At 62.3% G+C, this 15,676-nt stretch carries 5 protein-coding genes; all 5 read left to right on the top strand.

The window, feature by feature from the left end:
- Nucleotides 1–635 precede the first annotated feature (635 nt).
- The 5 genes from J3R75_RS19885 (at nucleotide 636) to J3R75_RS12760 (ending at nucleotide 14,779) form a co-directional block, all read left to right on the top strand.
- The gene (locus tag J3R75_RS19885; RefSeq protein ID WP_370882401.1) at nucleotides 636–1,067 is read left to right on the top strand and encodes a transposase; all 432 of its coding nucleotides are present in this window, start codon (nucleotides 636–638) and stop codon (nucleotides 1,065–1,067) included.
- Complete coding sequence (locus J3R75_RS12775) at nucleotides 1,030–1,245, top strand: integrase core domain-containing protein (protein ID WP_307262103.1); 216 nt, start codon at nucleotides 1,030–1,032, stop codon at nucleotides 1,243–1,245. Before J3R75_RS19885 ends, J3R75_RS12775 begins: the two co-directional genes overlap by 38 nt.
- Before the next feature lie 286 nt (nucleotides 1,246–1,531).
- Nucleotides 1,532–6,439: an AAA family ATPase gene (locus tag J3R75_RS12770; protein WP_307262101.1), complete on the top strand. Its 4,908-nt coding sequence runs from the start codon at nucleotides 1,532–1,534 to the stop codon at nucleotides 6,437–6,439.
- A 5-nt stretch (nucleotides 6,440–6,444) separates the two neighbouring features.
- Entirely contained in the window at nucleotides 6,445–10,563 is a 4,119-nt protein-coding gene (locus tag J3R75_RS12765; RefSeq protein WP_307265531.1) for a TIR domain-containing protein, read from the top strand.
- Nucleotides 10,564–10,639: 76 nt separating this feature from the next.
- Nucleotides 10,640–14,779 (top strand): TIR domain-containing protein, encoded by a 4,140-nt coding sequence (locus J3R75_RS12760; RefSeq protein WP_307262100.1) that lies wholly within the window; start codon nucleotides 10,640–10,642, stop codon nucleotides 14,777–14,779.
- Nucleotides 14,780–15,676: the final 897 nt, after the last annotated feature.

The raw sequence follows: 15,676 nt of genomic DNA, 5'->3' as shown, positions 1-15,676 counted from the left end.
AGCTCATCTCGCAGGCCTCGCGGTAGTGTGGTCACGCGCCTTGGTTTGTATTCTTGCGCCTGTAGGCTACAGGCAGACGGCACCGATGTCAGTACTCGTCTTTTGCGGATTGCGCGGGTTGACACTCAAGCCCCTACCGTGTACAATGATGGCCAACGATGTGATGTTGGAGTGGTTCCGCCATCGCCTATGGGACGCTAGTGAAAGAAGGCAGGTTGTCATGAGTGGCTTGCGGTGTGACAAATGCTGTTCGTCTGACCGGATCTCAGGGATTGAGAATGTACCGGAAGACATGAGGCCGTTTGTGCGCGGCGAAGTCGTAATCACGATGAATCCGCTGGGCATTTGTGGTGAATGCTACGCGGTCCTTTGTGGCAAATGTGCTGACCACGGTAAGTGTTCCGTGTGCGACGCGCCCTACCCGCTCCTTGGAGCTTGTCCATCAACTGCACCAGACGATCCTGCGAAACGGGCAAAGTGGAGGAAAGTCCGCGACATGCAATTCGGCGGTATAGGACGCCCAGATGATTCCGAAAAGAAGTGGTGGCATTTCTGGAAGTGAGAATGCTGTATAGCTTCAGTCGAAACAGGACCACAAGCGGATTTTGCATGAGGAGACTTCCCTGCTCGCGGTTATGTTGAAAGGCGGAACCAGAGGAAGTCACCTGAACTGGCTCCGCAGATTCAGCGCCAAAGTGAAGTACGGTATCATCAAGAAAGCGTATCAGCCTGGGGGCAACATCGCGGAACTGTGCCGTCGACACGGCATTTCTGCCAGCACGATTTATCGCTGGGAGGCTCAGCTGCGAGCAAGAGCGAAGGACGGACTCGTGGACAGGAGCGGGGCAAGGAGAGGGCCGCCGAAGCCGAAATTGAGCGGTTACAGGCCGAATAGGCCAAGAAAAACGCGGCTGGACTGGCAGATGGCCGACCAGGGCGTGGCTCACCTGAGCGAGTCGGCCGTCTACCACATTCTCGACTCGGAGAACCCGCTCTGTCGCTGGACGAGCCCTGGTCGCGGTTCGGGCAATGCACCGCCACCGCAGCACTCACACAGCCCTGCGTGACGAGTTGCCGCCACACTATCCGGCAGCCCCGGACGTCATTACCGCGCGAGTCGAAGACTACAACGAACACCGCTTGCACACCAGTCTACGTTACATGGAGCCTGCCGAGTACGTTCGTGGCGATCCCAAACGCCGCATGACGGAACGACGAGCAAAACTCGAACGCGGCCGATTGTAGCGCCGCCAAAGCAACCTGCCCCGGAAGAACCAGGGCGGCAGGACAATACACAAGTCAGAGTCACCCGCAGTCGGAACCGCCGCCTATGGCTACCCCTCGTCGTGCGACTGGCAGATCTTTTATTTCAAAATGAACCAATGGTCTTTTTTCTATTGAAGTACTACACTTTCCTATGCACGGGACGATGATCCGCCGGATCAACCTTTCGTCAGGCGGCTCCATGCCGACCTGACCGCTACCGGGTTCCACGTGTGGTATGACCACAAGAATCGAGGGAGGATGTAGTATGTCCACTGCTCACCGCACTATCCGCCTGTTCGTCAGTTCGACCTTCCGTGACTTCAAGGCCGAGCGAGACCTGTTGCAACGGGAAGTTTTTCCGAAGCTGCAGCGGCTTTGCCTGTCAAAGGGACTGCGGTTTCAGGCGATTGACTTGCGATGGGGCGTGCCAGAGGAGGCTGGCAAGGATAACCGCACGATGCGCATCTGCCTGCGCGAGTTGAAGCGGTGTCAGGAGGGGCGGATCAAGCCGAATTTCCTCGTGTTGCTGGGCGACCGGTATGGGTGGCGACCGCTGCCGGAGACGCTGCCCGCGGAGGTATTCGAGGAACTTGAGAGGGAATTAACCACAAAGAGCGCAAAGAACGCAGAGATTCTGAATGCCTGGTATCGACGGGATGATAACGCCGTGCCGGCGGAGTATGTGCTGCAGCCGCGGACGGGTCGCTTCAAGGATTTCGCAGTCTGGCAGACAGAAGTCGAGTGGCCCCTTCTCGCGGCCCTTTGCGATGTCGTCAGGTCTACATCTTTCCTCAGTGCCTCTGCGCCTCTGCGCGAAACTCTTCCTATCGGCCTCTCCGCCACGCACCAGGAGATCATCCACGGTGCGCTGGCCCTGCCCAGGACGGATGCGCGCCAGCATGTGCATGCTTTTCGCCGGCGAATCGTCAATCCCCCGGCAACGCCGCATCCGGCGTTTACCGATTGGTTGCCCGACGGCACGACGGATACCGACTCCCCCCGCCGGCTGGATGTCCTGTGCGCCGAGCTGGATGACCACCTCGGTCCTGCCAACATCCATCCCTACGACGTGCCCTGGCGCGACAAGGGCGCATTCAAGGACGCCGATCTAGCCGCGTTCGCCACGGAAGTTTATGTGCGGCTGCGCCAAGTCCTCGAGTCTCAGATCGCCGGTCTCGAGGAAGTTTCGCCGGAGGAATTGGAGGAAGCCGCGCACCGCGACTTCGCCGAAGAACGCCGCGCCGGCTTCATTGGCCGCGCGGAACCGCTACGCCGGATTCGCGAATATCTCGCTTCCGGCCCGAACCAGCCGCTCGCCATCGTCGGTCCAGCCGGCTCCGGCAAGTCCGCCCTCATGGCCCAGGCGATAGCGGAATGCCGAGGCGAAGCAAAGGGCGAAACACAAAAAGCAGATCACCATCCCCAGGTCCTCTCCCGTTTCATCGGCGTCACGCCAGGATCGTCCGACCTGATCGAACTGCTCCGCGATCTGGTCGCCCGGATTCGTGCACTATACCCCCGCCAGGTCAAAGAAAAAGGAAGAAGTGTCCCTCCTGTTGGTGAACCGTCCCGCGCCCCCAAGGAGAAGGAACTCGACGACCGAGAAATTCCGAGCGAGATTAATCCCCTGGCCAATGCCTTTCGCGAGGCGCTGGACAGGGCGACGGCGGAACACCCGATCCGGCTCTTCCTCGACGCCCTCGACCAGTTTCGCGACGCCAACCTAGCCGCCTCACTGTCGTGGCTGCCGCAGAACCTCCCGCCCCACGTCCGCATCGTCGTATCCGCAGCCTTGCCCGCCGAAACACGCCCTTCACCACAATCGCCGCAATCCGAAATCCTCCTCCGCAACCTCACCCGCCTCGCGCCCGGCGCGCAAACCGTCCGGCTTGCCCCGCTCACGCAGACTGATGGCGCGACATTGCTCGACCGCTGGCTGACTGCGGCTGGGCGGACGCTCCGTTCTGACACTCAGCGCCGACCCATCCTCGACGCCTTCGCCGTCGAGGGCAACGCCCTTTGGCTGCGCGTGGCAGCCGAGGAAGCCACCCGCTGGCCGGCATGGCACAAGCCCGACCCGCTACTGTCCGGTCTGCCCGACCTGTTCGCCACCGTCCTGCAACGGCTGTCCCGGGGCGAGGAACATGGCGAGGTCATCGTCAAGCGCGCGCTGGGCTATCTCGTCGTGGCCCGCCATGGACTGGCGGAGGACGAAGTTATCGCTGTGCTTGGTGCCGATCCCGTGGTCATGGCCGACGTTATCGTCCGCTCGCCCTCCGAACGGGTTAAACCCGAAGCCGAGCGCATCAAGGCCCTGCCGGTCGCCATCTGGGTAAGGCTGCACGGCGACATCGCCTTCTACCTTACCGAGCGCCGCAACCAGGGCGCGTCCCTGTTCGGGTTCTATCACCGTAGTTTCGGTGAAGCCGTGCAGACCTATTGTCTACCGGACGCCGCTTCCCGCCTGCCCCTGCACGAGACCATGGCCGGCTGGTTTGGCGGGCAACCGTGGTTCCTGCCGCCGGCGGGAGAGGACGGTCAGTCAGCCCGCGCCCCGGAGCGGTCCGATCCCGCCAATGCCCGTAAGGCCAGCGAACTGCCGTTTCATCTTCACCGTGTCGCTGAACTGACGCCGGACGCCGACCGCTGGGACGCGCTGGTGGATGTGCTATGCGACCTCGACTGCGTCGAAACCAAGGCGCGTGCCGGCTTGATCTATGAATTGGTCGGCGACAACAACGCTGCACTGACCGAACTGCCCGAGTTCCGCGAGGAAAACTCATGGTTCGCTAACCGCGACGTCGCCATGATCGCCTACAACAAGGCGTTGCGGGACTATGCGGTGATTCGTTGCGACTGGTGGTTCGCGAAAGAACGCGGCGAGACACGCCCCGAACCGCCCTATCCGCCGCTGCCCGCAGAACTACAGGACGCTACCCCGCATGATATCCCCGAGGAGCACTCTCCGCGCGCCGCGCGGCTCCGGCACTTCGCCAATTTTGTGAATGCCCGTCTCAGCTCCTTGGTCTCGAACCCTCAAGAGGTGTTGCCACTTGCCTTCAATTTTTCCGCAGACGGTCCAGTCTCTGCCGAAGCAGAAGCCAGGATTGCCTCACGGGAGCAACCCTGGTTGCGTCGTTCGCCCCGGCCGTCCGTGGCCCCGCTCAGGACGCAGTGCCTGCGCACGCTTGAAGGACACACGGAGATGGTCAATAGCGTGACTGTAAGCCCCGACGGGCGGCGCGCCGTCTCGGGGAGTTCCGATAAATCCCTGCGGGTATGGGACCTGGAAACCGGCCAATGCCAGCGCACACTCGAAGGCTACAAGAGATATGTCTTCAGCGTGAGTGTGAGCTCCGACGGGCGACGCGCCGTTTCGGGTAGTAACGACAAGACCCTGCGGGTCTGGGACCTGGAAACCGGCGCCTGCCTGCACACACTCGAAGGCCACGCGAACTTGATCCGGAGCGTGAGCATGATATCCGACGGGCGGTGCGCCGTCTCAGGCAGCCATGACACGACCCTGCGGGTCTGGGATACGGAAACCGGCGCATGCTTGCGCATACTCGAAGGCCACTCCAGCGGGGTCAACAGTGTGAGCGTGAGCCCCGACGGGCGGCGGGCCGTCTCGGGCAGTTGGGACAAGACCCTGCGGGTCTGGGACCTGGAGACCGGCGCGTGCCTGCGCACGCTCGAAGGCCACAGCTCCTGGGTCGAGAGCGTGAGCGTGAGCCCCGACGGGCGGCGCGCGGTCTCGGGCAGTTCTGACAGGACCGTCCGGGTCTGGGACCTGGAGACCGGCGCGTGCCTGCACACCCTCGAAGGCCACACGGACTGTGGCTTGAATGTGAGCATGAGTCCCGACGGGCGGCGCGCGGTCTCGGGGAGTTGGGACGAGACCCTGCGGGTCTGGGACTTGGAAACTGGCGCATGCCTGCGCACCCTCGAAGGACACGCGGGCTGGATCTGCAGCGTAAGCGTGACCCCCGATGGGCGGCGCGCAGTCTCGGGCAGTTCCGACGAGACCCTCCGGGTCTGGGATATAGAAACCGACCGGTGTCTGCGCACCCTCGAGAGCCACGCGCGCTTGGTCCGGAGCTTGAGAGTGAGTCCCGACGGGCGGCGCGCAGTCTCGGGGAGTTGGGACAAGAGCCTCCGGCTATGGGACCTGGAAACCGGCCAATGCCTGCGCGCAATCGAGGGACACACGGGCGTCAATAGCTTGAGTGTGAGTCCCGACGGGCAGCGCGCCGTCTCCTCGGGGATGGGTTGGAACAATACCCTGCAGGTTTGGGACCTGGAAACCGGCCAATGCCTGCACATAATCGAAGGACACACGGCCGAATTCTTTAGCGTGAGCTTAAGCCCGGACGGGCGTCGCGCCGTCTCGGGGAGTTTGGACAAGACCCTGCGGGTCTGGGACCTGGAAACTGGTGCCTGCCTGCGGACCCTCGAAGGACACACAGAACAGGTCTTATGCGTGAGCATGAACCCCGATGGGCGGCGCGCTGTCTCGAAGGATAGCAACGGAGCCCTGCAGGTTTGGGACCTGGAAACCGGCCAATGCCTGCACATAAACGAAGGACACACGAACTTGATCCGGAGCGTGAGCATAAGTCCCGACGGGCACCGCGCCGTCTCGGAGAGTTGGGACAAGACCCTGCGGGTCTGGGATCTGGACACCGGCCAATGCCTGCGCACGCTCGAAGGACACAAAGACGATGTCAATAGCGTGAGTGTGAGCCCTGACGGGTGGCGCGCCATCTCGGGAAGTTGGGACAAGACCCTGCGGGTCTGGCATCTGGACACCGGTCAATGCCTGGCGGTCTACCACGCTGGCTCTAGAGTGTTCTCTACCGCCTTCTCTCCTGACGGCAGTCGGATCGTCTGCGGCACAGAAGACGGCCAGATGCACTTCCTCACGCTGGTCAACTTCCCGCCGTCCGGTCCGCCGCTGATCACTGCCGTCCGGCTCTGGCGCTTTGGCGAACAAGGTGCCCCAGACCGCTGCGACGAGCACCTGACGGCGCTCTGTCCTTGGTGTGGCCAACGTTTCCCGGTCAACGCCGGGATGCTCGGCCAGCAGCTCGCCTGCCCGCTGGACGCCTGCGGCAAACCACTGCAACTGACCCCCTTCGTGGTAGATGCCCAGAAGACCATAACGGAGGCTTGATCACCATGGTCCACGAGCCCTACAAATACGTCGCCTTCATCAGCTACTCGCGCAAGGACGAGCGGGTGGCGCGCTGGCTGCAGAGCCGGCTGGAGTGGTTTCGTTTTCCAGTGAAGCTGGTTTCGGATGAATTGCGTCCGGGGCATCCGAAGTATGTCCGGCCGGTCTATCGCGACAAGACGGACCTCGACGTAACGCGGGCGCACTACTGGGATACCATCCACCAGGCGATCGACGCCTCGCGCTTCTTGATCGTGCTGTGCTCACCGGCTGCGGCGCAATCCGGCCCCGTTGACCAGGAGATCCGGCACTTTCTGAACAATCCCGCGCGGCAGGACGCCGTGGGGCATTTGCTGCCGGTGGTGGTGGGCGGCACGCTGGACGGCAAGGATGGCGATGGCTGCCTGGGGCCGGCGTTGGCCGAGTTGAAGGACCGGCTCATTGTCCGCAATCTGCCGACGATGCTGCCGGATGCCGACGAACGGGAGAAGGATAGTTGGGAGAACGGGTTTGTCGGGGTGGTGTCCTTCCTGTTGGGGGTGGACCGCAAGGTCATCGGCGACCATTGCCGACGGGAGGAGCGGCGGCGGGCCCGGCGCGCGGGGTTGCTAGCGGCCGTGTTTGCGCTCCTGGCCATAGCCGCCATCGGCGGCGGCGCATACGCCTGGCGCCAGCGAAACGAAGCCCAAAGGCAACGCGATCTCGCCACCGCCGCGGAGAACCGGGCCATCAACAACCTGGCGACCTCCTATGTGAGCAGTTCACGCGCGGCGTTGGCGCGGCGTGAACCCTTGGTGGCAGCACAGTTGGCGGAGTCGGCGGTCGACACGGCACCGTCCTTGGCCTCGCGCCTGGCCTACTGGGAAAGCATCTGCGCGCTGCCCGCGGAACACCCCGCCTACGCCATCCCGGATGTGGTCCGCGACAATGTCTGCGTCCTGGCGCCAAATCAATTGGCCGTGGCGGATACCACAACCGTGTATCGCTTCGAGGATGGCCGGGAAACCGGCCGCCTAGCGCATGGCAGCGGTGTCGTGCTGGATCTGGTGCGGGAAGATAACGGGCAGATATGGGGAGTGGGCGAAGCCGGAGCAGTTTTTGCGGTCTCCGCAGACTTCTGCTCGTTGAAGCGCGTGTACGAGGTGGGAAACAAGTGTGCCTCGCTCAGTGTCACGAAGGATGGCCGGCGGCTGGCAATCGGGCGACAGGACGGCACGGCCTTGCTCCTGGCGGTGCGCACTGGCGGTGTGCTGAAGGTGGAACACGAAATCAGCGTCGGCGGGCAAAGTCGGGGCAGTGTGTTTGTCAGTCTGTCCGGCGACGGAACCCGGCTCTATGCCGCGCTCAATGCGGATGCGGGACATGTCTCAGCCTACGATACCGCCGACGGACAGCAGGTCTGGCGACAGGCGACGGAGCGGCCGGGACGCATCGCTGTCTCTGCGTCGGGCCGCTATATGGCCTGGTACGCCACCGATGGCATGGTTGTCGCCGTCCTGGCACAGGGGCAACGCTTCTTGCAGTTCGCCTCGGGCAAGAGCCTGTTCGGTCGGCTGTCGTTCAGCCCGGACGAGACCTGTCTGGCCTACGCCGCCAGCGATGTCGGCGCCAGCGGCCGCATCGAAGAGCTGAACCTGGCTTCGGGAACGGCCCAGTGTCTGTACCAGGCTCCATGCAAACTGGCGACGGTGCAGTACGCCGCGCCGCATCGCCTGCTCGCCGCCGGTTTGGGGGAAGGCCAGTGGGTCGATCTGTCAACCGTACGCCAGACACAGCAGACGAGCGATCTGGTCTGGCGTGTGACAGCGCAAGCGGATAACTCGTTGCGCGCTTTCGCCTGCGGTCGGCCAAACTGGCTGGATCCGCAGGGCGGCACGCTGACGCGAAGAATGGCGACGCGTTCCATTGGCATTACCCTGGAGCAGTGGCCCTACGTGCGAGGCTGGGCCAGCCTTCTAGGGATGACAGGCATGCGTGCAGAACTGACCGAATGGGGACTGCCAACCGCAACGGTGTGCGGCGATGTGCTGCCCGATGGCCGTGCCGTGATCGGGCTGAAGGACGGCACGGTTGCCCTCTATCACGAGGGGAAGACACAGGAGGTCGGCAAACTGCCAGGAACCGTGGGGCATCTACGCGCAGGTCCGGCGGGACTGTTGCTCATGGCGCCACAGACTTTCGGTGACACGGTACGACTTGTGAGAATGACCGAGTCTACCGTAACCGTCGTTGCCGAGATTCCGGGCTCGATGCCGGTTACCGCTTCCGCATTCACGCCCGATGGTGTGTGCATGTACGTGGCGCGCAGTTCGCCTCTGGGACGGATCAACGACGGGGTGATTGTGGCCGTGGAGACAAACGCAGGCAAGATTCTGGGAGAGGCGTCTTTGCGCGCCTGCGGGACGGTGCGGGATCTGCTGGTGCTCCCCGATGGGCCGCTTCTGGCGGCTCTGGCTTCCGGTGAACTGGCGGTACTCGACCGGGCCACGATGGCGCTGCACCACACCGTTCCGGTAGTCGATGCGCCGTTGTTCCGGTTGGCCCAGTTTCCAGGAGAAGACCAAACCGTCGTTACCGGTGACGAAGAGGGAGTTCTTCACGTCGTGAATCTCGTAGAGCGCAAAGTCGCTTATTCCACGCGTGCCATGGGGGTTCCGGTGACGGCGCTATGCACCTCCCCTAAGGAATGGGTAGTGGCGTTTGGCAACCGGATCGAGTGCTGGTCCCGTGTGGGGGACCTGGAGTTCACGCGACAACAGCGGTCGGAGGTTCGCATCTGGTCCGCCTACGATCTGCAGCAACAAGCGAAGACGGCACGAGAGAGCGGCAACGTCGAACTGGCCTTGCGCCTCTACCGGCAAATCCAGCGTCTGCAACCACGGCAAATTCCCTTCTTGATGGAGATCGTGGAACTGCAAGCGGAACTTCGGCGGTATAAGGATGCCCTGGGCACATTCGCGGAGGTCGCAAAGGCCGGTCGAGCGCAGGGAATGAGCGACGCGATGCTGCAGCAGTACAGTCTCAGGAAGATGATGCTTCTCAAGGCATGGTGGGAGGCGGACGGTAATGTTGAGACGCTCAACGGCGCGATGCGCGAAGCGGTCTCGTTTCTCTTCGACAATCCCGGCAATGGGGCCATTCACCTGGTGCCCATGTCACTCCTGATGAGTGACGGCCGTTCCGCCGAGGCGTGTGCCGGCCTAATGGCACTGTATCCGCTGCTTTCCCCGCATACCGCCACCCCGGATATGACGCTCACCCGATCGGACGCGGCACGGTTCGCGACCATCTGCGCCCTGGCCGCAGGAATCGACCCGGCAGCGGCACGGGCGCGGCTGGCGGAGTCATGGGACGCCGGGGCAGCGGTTGCACCGCAGGCGGAGAGAGATGCGCTGAAAGCGTTGTATCTCGGCCAACCGCACGGCGATATCGTTGCCACCCGCAACGACTGGAAAGCGACAGAGAAGGCCCGTGTTCACTTCCTTCTTGGCATGGAAGCGAAGCAGGCGGGGTTGGGCAAGCAAGCAGCGGAGCACTTTGAGCAGGGACGTGCCTGCGGCGACTGGCATAGGATCAACCGCCACGCGTTGGCCAGCGTGCGTGGCGAACGCACTAACTTCGAGATCAGCAACGAGAACGTAGCGCTGTATCGGGCCGTCAGCCTGCTGATTAGCACCCATATGTTCATGAACACCGGCGACTGCAAGCAGGCATTCCAGGCGGCGCAGCAAGCGTGGAACGCCGTCGAGACGTTACCCAAGACTGATCCTGACCGAGGACGTTTCCTGCCACGCGTGGCGGTGTCTCTGACCTGGACGGCGGCGCTCTCCGGGCAGCCAGCGGACGCGATCATATCGGCCGAAGCCTGCTTGCCGTTTCTGCCGCCCGACACACCTGAGCCGCTGCTGATGAACCTCGCCCACGCCTATCTCTTCAACGGGCAGTTCGAGAAGGCCCAAGCCATCTACACAAAATATCTCGGCACAGCCTTCGAGGACGGCCGCACTTGGAACGACGAGTTGCGCAACGACTTCAAGCTCCTCCGCGAGGCGGGCCAAGACCACCCGGACATGAAGAGGATCGAGGCGTTGCTGGGGATCCAGCCTGCGGAGGATGCCAAGTGAGTAGCCAGGACAATAAGATGCTCCGTGCGTCAGTCGCCCCGCCTGGGATTGCCGCCGGCAAAGAGGAACGTCGCTGATGGAGAACGGCAAGACAAAGAGCTACTGGGCGTTCATCTCCTACTCGTCGAAGGACCGGCGAGTGGGGCAGTGGCTGCACCGACGGCTCGAAACCTATCCCATTCCCCCCGAGTTCCGCGGCCAGGAGCTATTCGACGGCGCGGTTCTAGGGAAGAACCTGCGCCCGATCTTCCGCGACCGTGACGAACTGGCCAGTTCGGCGGATCTTGGCGAGGCAATCCGCAAGGCCCTTGAGGCATCCCGCTTTCTGGTCGTCCTGTGCTCCAGAAACGCCGCCCGGTCCCAGTGGGTCAACAAGGAAATCGTAGACTACCAGGCAATGGGAAAGGGCAATCGCATCCTCGCTCTGATTCTCGACGGCGAGCCCAACGCAACCGCACGGGGACATGAGCAGGACGAGTGCTTTCCTCCGGCGCTGCGCTATCCGGCCGAACCCATCGCCGGCGACCTGCGCAAGGAAGGCGACGGCAAGGCGCGCGGATTCCTCAAGATCCTCGCAGGCATCGCCCAGCTTGATTTCGACCAGCTCTACCGCCGCCATGAACGGGCGCAGGCCCGGAAGCGGTTGGTGGCGACCATTGTCGCAGCCGTTCTCCTCGCTGTGTTCGGCACGCTGGCGTTCATCGCCTGGACCCAGAAACGCGAAGCGCAGAGGCAACGGGATCGGGCCCTAACCGCAGAGACTCTGGCAAAACAGGCTGAGGGAAAGGCCGTTGAGAGTGAGCAGAAGACGAGGATGCAAGCCGCACAGTCTGATTTTCTGAAGGCCTGCGATCTGCTAGAGAGTGACCAGTCTGACGCTGCGTTGGCCTACGTAGCCCGGGCTTTGAGCCACAATCCGGATCACTTGGCCAGCCAGGCCCGATTTGTTTCTCTGGTTGTCCGGGAAGACCGTCCCCGCTTGCTCGCAATGATGCAGCACGGCGAGTCGGTCAACTCTGTAGCATTCAGCCCTGACGGCACGCGCATCATCAGCGCGGGCGGGGACAAGGCTGCGCGGGTCTGGGACGCGGACACGGGTAATCCCCTTGGCGGGCCTCTGCATCACGAAGATGTCGTCACCACTGCGCAATTCAGTCGCGACGGTACGCGCATTGTCACCGCGAGCTGGGACAAAACCGCGCGGGTCTGGGATGTGGCCACGGGTGAAGCTATTGGCACCCCCATGCATCACGAAGGCATGGTTAACTGTGCGCAATTCAGCCCCGACGGGACGCGCATCGTTACTGCTTGCAGGGACAAGGCTGCACGGGTCTGGGATGCGGCCACGGGTAAACCCCTCGGCGAACCTCTGCACCACAACGATGAGGTCGCCAGTGCGCAATTCAGCCCCGACGGTCGCCGGGTTCTTACCGTGTTCGGCGAAGTGAATGGCCCCCTCCTGTGCGGTCACTCGGGTGGATGGTGTGTCTGGGACACTGGCACTGGCACGCTCGTTGCTGAACCCAACCTCCAAGACGACATACGGTCTGCAACATTCAGTCCTGAGGGCGGTTCTGTTCTCACCACAAGGGGGGCGTTTGGCTTCACTCGAACAGGAGGACGTGGGACGTGGGAAAAGGGGTGTGCGATGGTATGGGAAATGTTAACTGGCGCGCCATTCAGTGGTGAGGCGATGTGGCACGAGGCGATGGTCAGCTCAGCGGCCTTCACTCCCGACGGATACTGGATCGTCACCGCCGGTTATGACAAGAGCGCACAGGTGTGGGAGGCAGCCACAGGCAAACCCATTGGCGAACCGATGCGGCATGATCGCGCCGTCTGGGACGCGAGTTTCAGTCCGGATGGCCGTCGCGCAGCCACTTCGTCGGGTGGCAGCGTGTGGGTGTGGGAAGTAAGGTCGGGGATGCCGGTCAGCCGACCGGTATTTCCCGGTGAGAGTGTTGAACGTGCGACTTTCAGTCCGGATGGCCGCCGGGTGCTTGTCACATCGAACGTTAGCACGGTGCAGATTTGGGATGTCGCGACGGAAAGCCCCATCTGCCGGCCTATGCAACACAAGCCCGAGATATTCCTATTCCGCACAGTCTTCAGCCCCGACGGTCGCTGGGTTCTCACCGCGTTGAACGACAACACAGTTCAGGTCTGGGAAGCGGCGACAGGCAAACCGGCAGGCCAACCGCTATCTCACAAGGCAACCGTTAACTCCGCGCAATTCAACCAAGACAGTCGCTGGGTCGTGACAGCGTCCGGAACATCGAATTGGGGGGCTACAGAGTCGGGCGAAATGGACCTCATCGGCGAGGGCGAGGCCCAAGTGTGGGATGCGGCGACCGGCATCCCAGTGGGTGAACCAATGCGACACAGGGGTGAGGTGTACGGGGTAGCCTTCAGTCCAGACAAGCGCTGGGTGGTTACGGAGTCAGGCGAGTTTGGTAATCTCAAGGTTCAAGTTTGGGATGCGGCAACCCGAAAGCCAGTTGGCGAGGAGATTGGGCCAGAGCATAATATGTGCTTTGCGGCCTTCAGCCCTGACAGTATCCGGGTACTTACCAAGCAGGGAATGATGGAATATGGGGAAGCACGGGTATGGGATGCCGCGACTGGCAAGTCGGTCTGCGAACCGATGCGCCACAATGATTTCATCTGCGAGGCCATTTTCAGCCCGGATGGCAGCCTGGTCGCCACAGCGTCGGAGGACTGGACGGCACGGGTCTGGGACGCAACAACGGGCAGGCCGGTCAGTGAACTCATGCGTCACGAGGGCGGTTGCAATATCGGGGGATTCACTGCTGATGGCAAGCTAATCCTCACCAGTTCGAGCGATCAAACGGCACAAGTCTGGGAGGCGAGGACCGGCAAGCCGGTTAGCGCGCCCATGCAACATGATGGTGACATCTACGGTGCAAGCTTCAGTGCCGATAGCAATTGGGTTCTGACTTGGTCGAGCGACCTTTCTGCGCAGGTCTGGGATGCGGCGACCGGCAAGCCCGTCAGCAACCCCATGCAACATCAAGATGCAGTCCGGAGTGCCGAATTCAGCCCGGACGGGCACTGGTTGCTTACGGTATCGGACGAGGGCTCCGCGAAGCTATGGCCGTTTCCCCCTATCCCCCTGAAGCTGGGGCCGGATGAAGTGAAACTCATCGGCCAGTTGGCTGCCCTCGTCGCAGGCTTTCGCCTAGATTCTGACACCGGCCTGTTGCAGGCAGTGCCTGGAGAGGAACGGGTGCGGTTAAGGAATGAGCTTTTACATCATACCGACAACCCAGTGATGGGAGGATTGGTCCGCTGGGTTGTCAACGCCCCCCTGGACCGCCCAATCTCCCCCTTTCACGACCAGACCGTGCGTGAGTATCTTCTAGCGCATCCAGATAGAATGATCGAAGCCGCCCGGCAGGGCGATTTGTCCGAGGTCGCCTTGGCCATCGAGGTAGGCGTGCCTGCGGACACCCCGGATATCGCCGGTCGGACAGCAGCTTGGTTGGCCGCGGACAGGGGACATAACGCGATGCTGGCGCTAATATGGAAGCAACCCGTCTTTGACTTGGCTGCGATTCGCACTGAAGTCGCCGCCGGCAAACGCTCTCGGATCGAACTGGTCCATGCCCTCTGCTGCGCTGCCGCTCAGGCCGCTCGAAACGACTACCAAGCAGATGCGCGGACTCTGTATATGGAGGCACTGGTCGCCGTGTCCGACACCACACTAGACGGGGGCCGCTGGAGGTTGCTAATCCTTTCTCAATTGTCAGAACTCTCGTTTCGTGGCAAGGATTACCCTGCGGCTGCTGGATGGTCTGCGCAGCTTGTCGCCCTTGTCAATAGGCAGTTGACTGACCGCCCTGGTCACATTCAGCTTCTTGCCGATGATGTGCTGCCCCGACTTACTTGGTATAGGCTACTGGCGGGACGCTTCGCTGCAGCCTTACCTGATGGCGAGCAAGCCGTCGCCCTTCTCGGCCACGACAAAGCTTGCCCGGCCCGCCTGAATCTCGCCCACGCATACTTGTTCAACGGCCAGTTCGAGAAGGCCAAGGCCATCTACGAGAAGTACGCCAGGACCTCCTTTCTTGACGGGCGTGAGTGGAACGACGAGGCGCGCAGCGACTTCATGCTCCTTCGTGATGCCGGCCACGACCACCCGGATATGAAGAGAATTGAGGCAATGCTCCGGGAAAAGAGTAAGGCCCGATGGTGAAGGCAGCAAGCGGGGCCTATCAGAGTAATCCCTCACTCATTGATACCCACCGGTTTCTGGAGACGCCTGGGACCGTGGGGAATGACGCATGGAACGCCTTGGACTGATTGGGTACCTCTTGGGCTTCGAGGACCGGTTGGCTGACTCCGGGGACTCTTGGACGCGCCCTGGGACGGCAGCGCCCAAGATGATGGCCGCTGGCACGGCGTTTGTCCACGATGTGGGCCGTTCCATGCATAACCATGGGCGGGTTCGGTACCCGGCTGGGCGCTGCACCCCAGGGGATCGACAACACAAACAACAGCGCGCGGTGGGCGCCACATTTGCATAGCACGTCCCCGCCCGTCTCGCCAGAGTGAGGCTTGGATACTTGCTGAGCTCGTCTGGTCTGGACTAGCGAGCGCCCCCCGGGCATCACAGTGAATCAGAGTTAGGCGTGACGCCCCAAGGATAGCAATCGGTCAGTGATTGATACTGACTGCCAGTAATTTCACTCTCCGGCGCGGTGTGACTCGACGTGCCAGACCAGGCCAATGTAGCGCCCTCCAAGCGCAATCCTACGTTGTCGTCCTCCCCCGGGTTGCGTCGCCCTCTGGGCGCCTCACCCGGGGTTACGCATGGTGCGGCCCTCTGGGCCGAACTTGGCCGATCTGACGACGTGATTCGTCCGATCCGAGCCGAAAACCGCCGTCATTCGCTGGCGATGTTTTTGCGCCGTAGGCGCTTAACCATGCTTAACCCCATGCTTCAGCCTGGGGAAGGAAGGTCACCTAGAGTCAGCGCCTCGTAGAGACGCAACAGTAGCCGGGACCACAACCTTGGCGCGCCACCCATGGCTATCGTCGGTCGCGCTATCAGCGCTTCTGCCGATTTGCGGCCAGGGATGCCGAGGGCGTG

The sequence above is a fragment of the Oligosphaera ethanolica genome (genome assembly GCF_030814695.1).
Classification (GTDB): domain Bacteria; phylum Verrucomicrobiota; class Lentisphaeria; order Oligosphaerales; family Oligosphaeraceae; genus Oligosphaera; species Oligosphaera ethanolica.
Note: the sequence above shows the minus strand (reverse complement) of the source record. Positions and strands in the feature narration are given on the sequence as shown.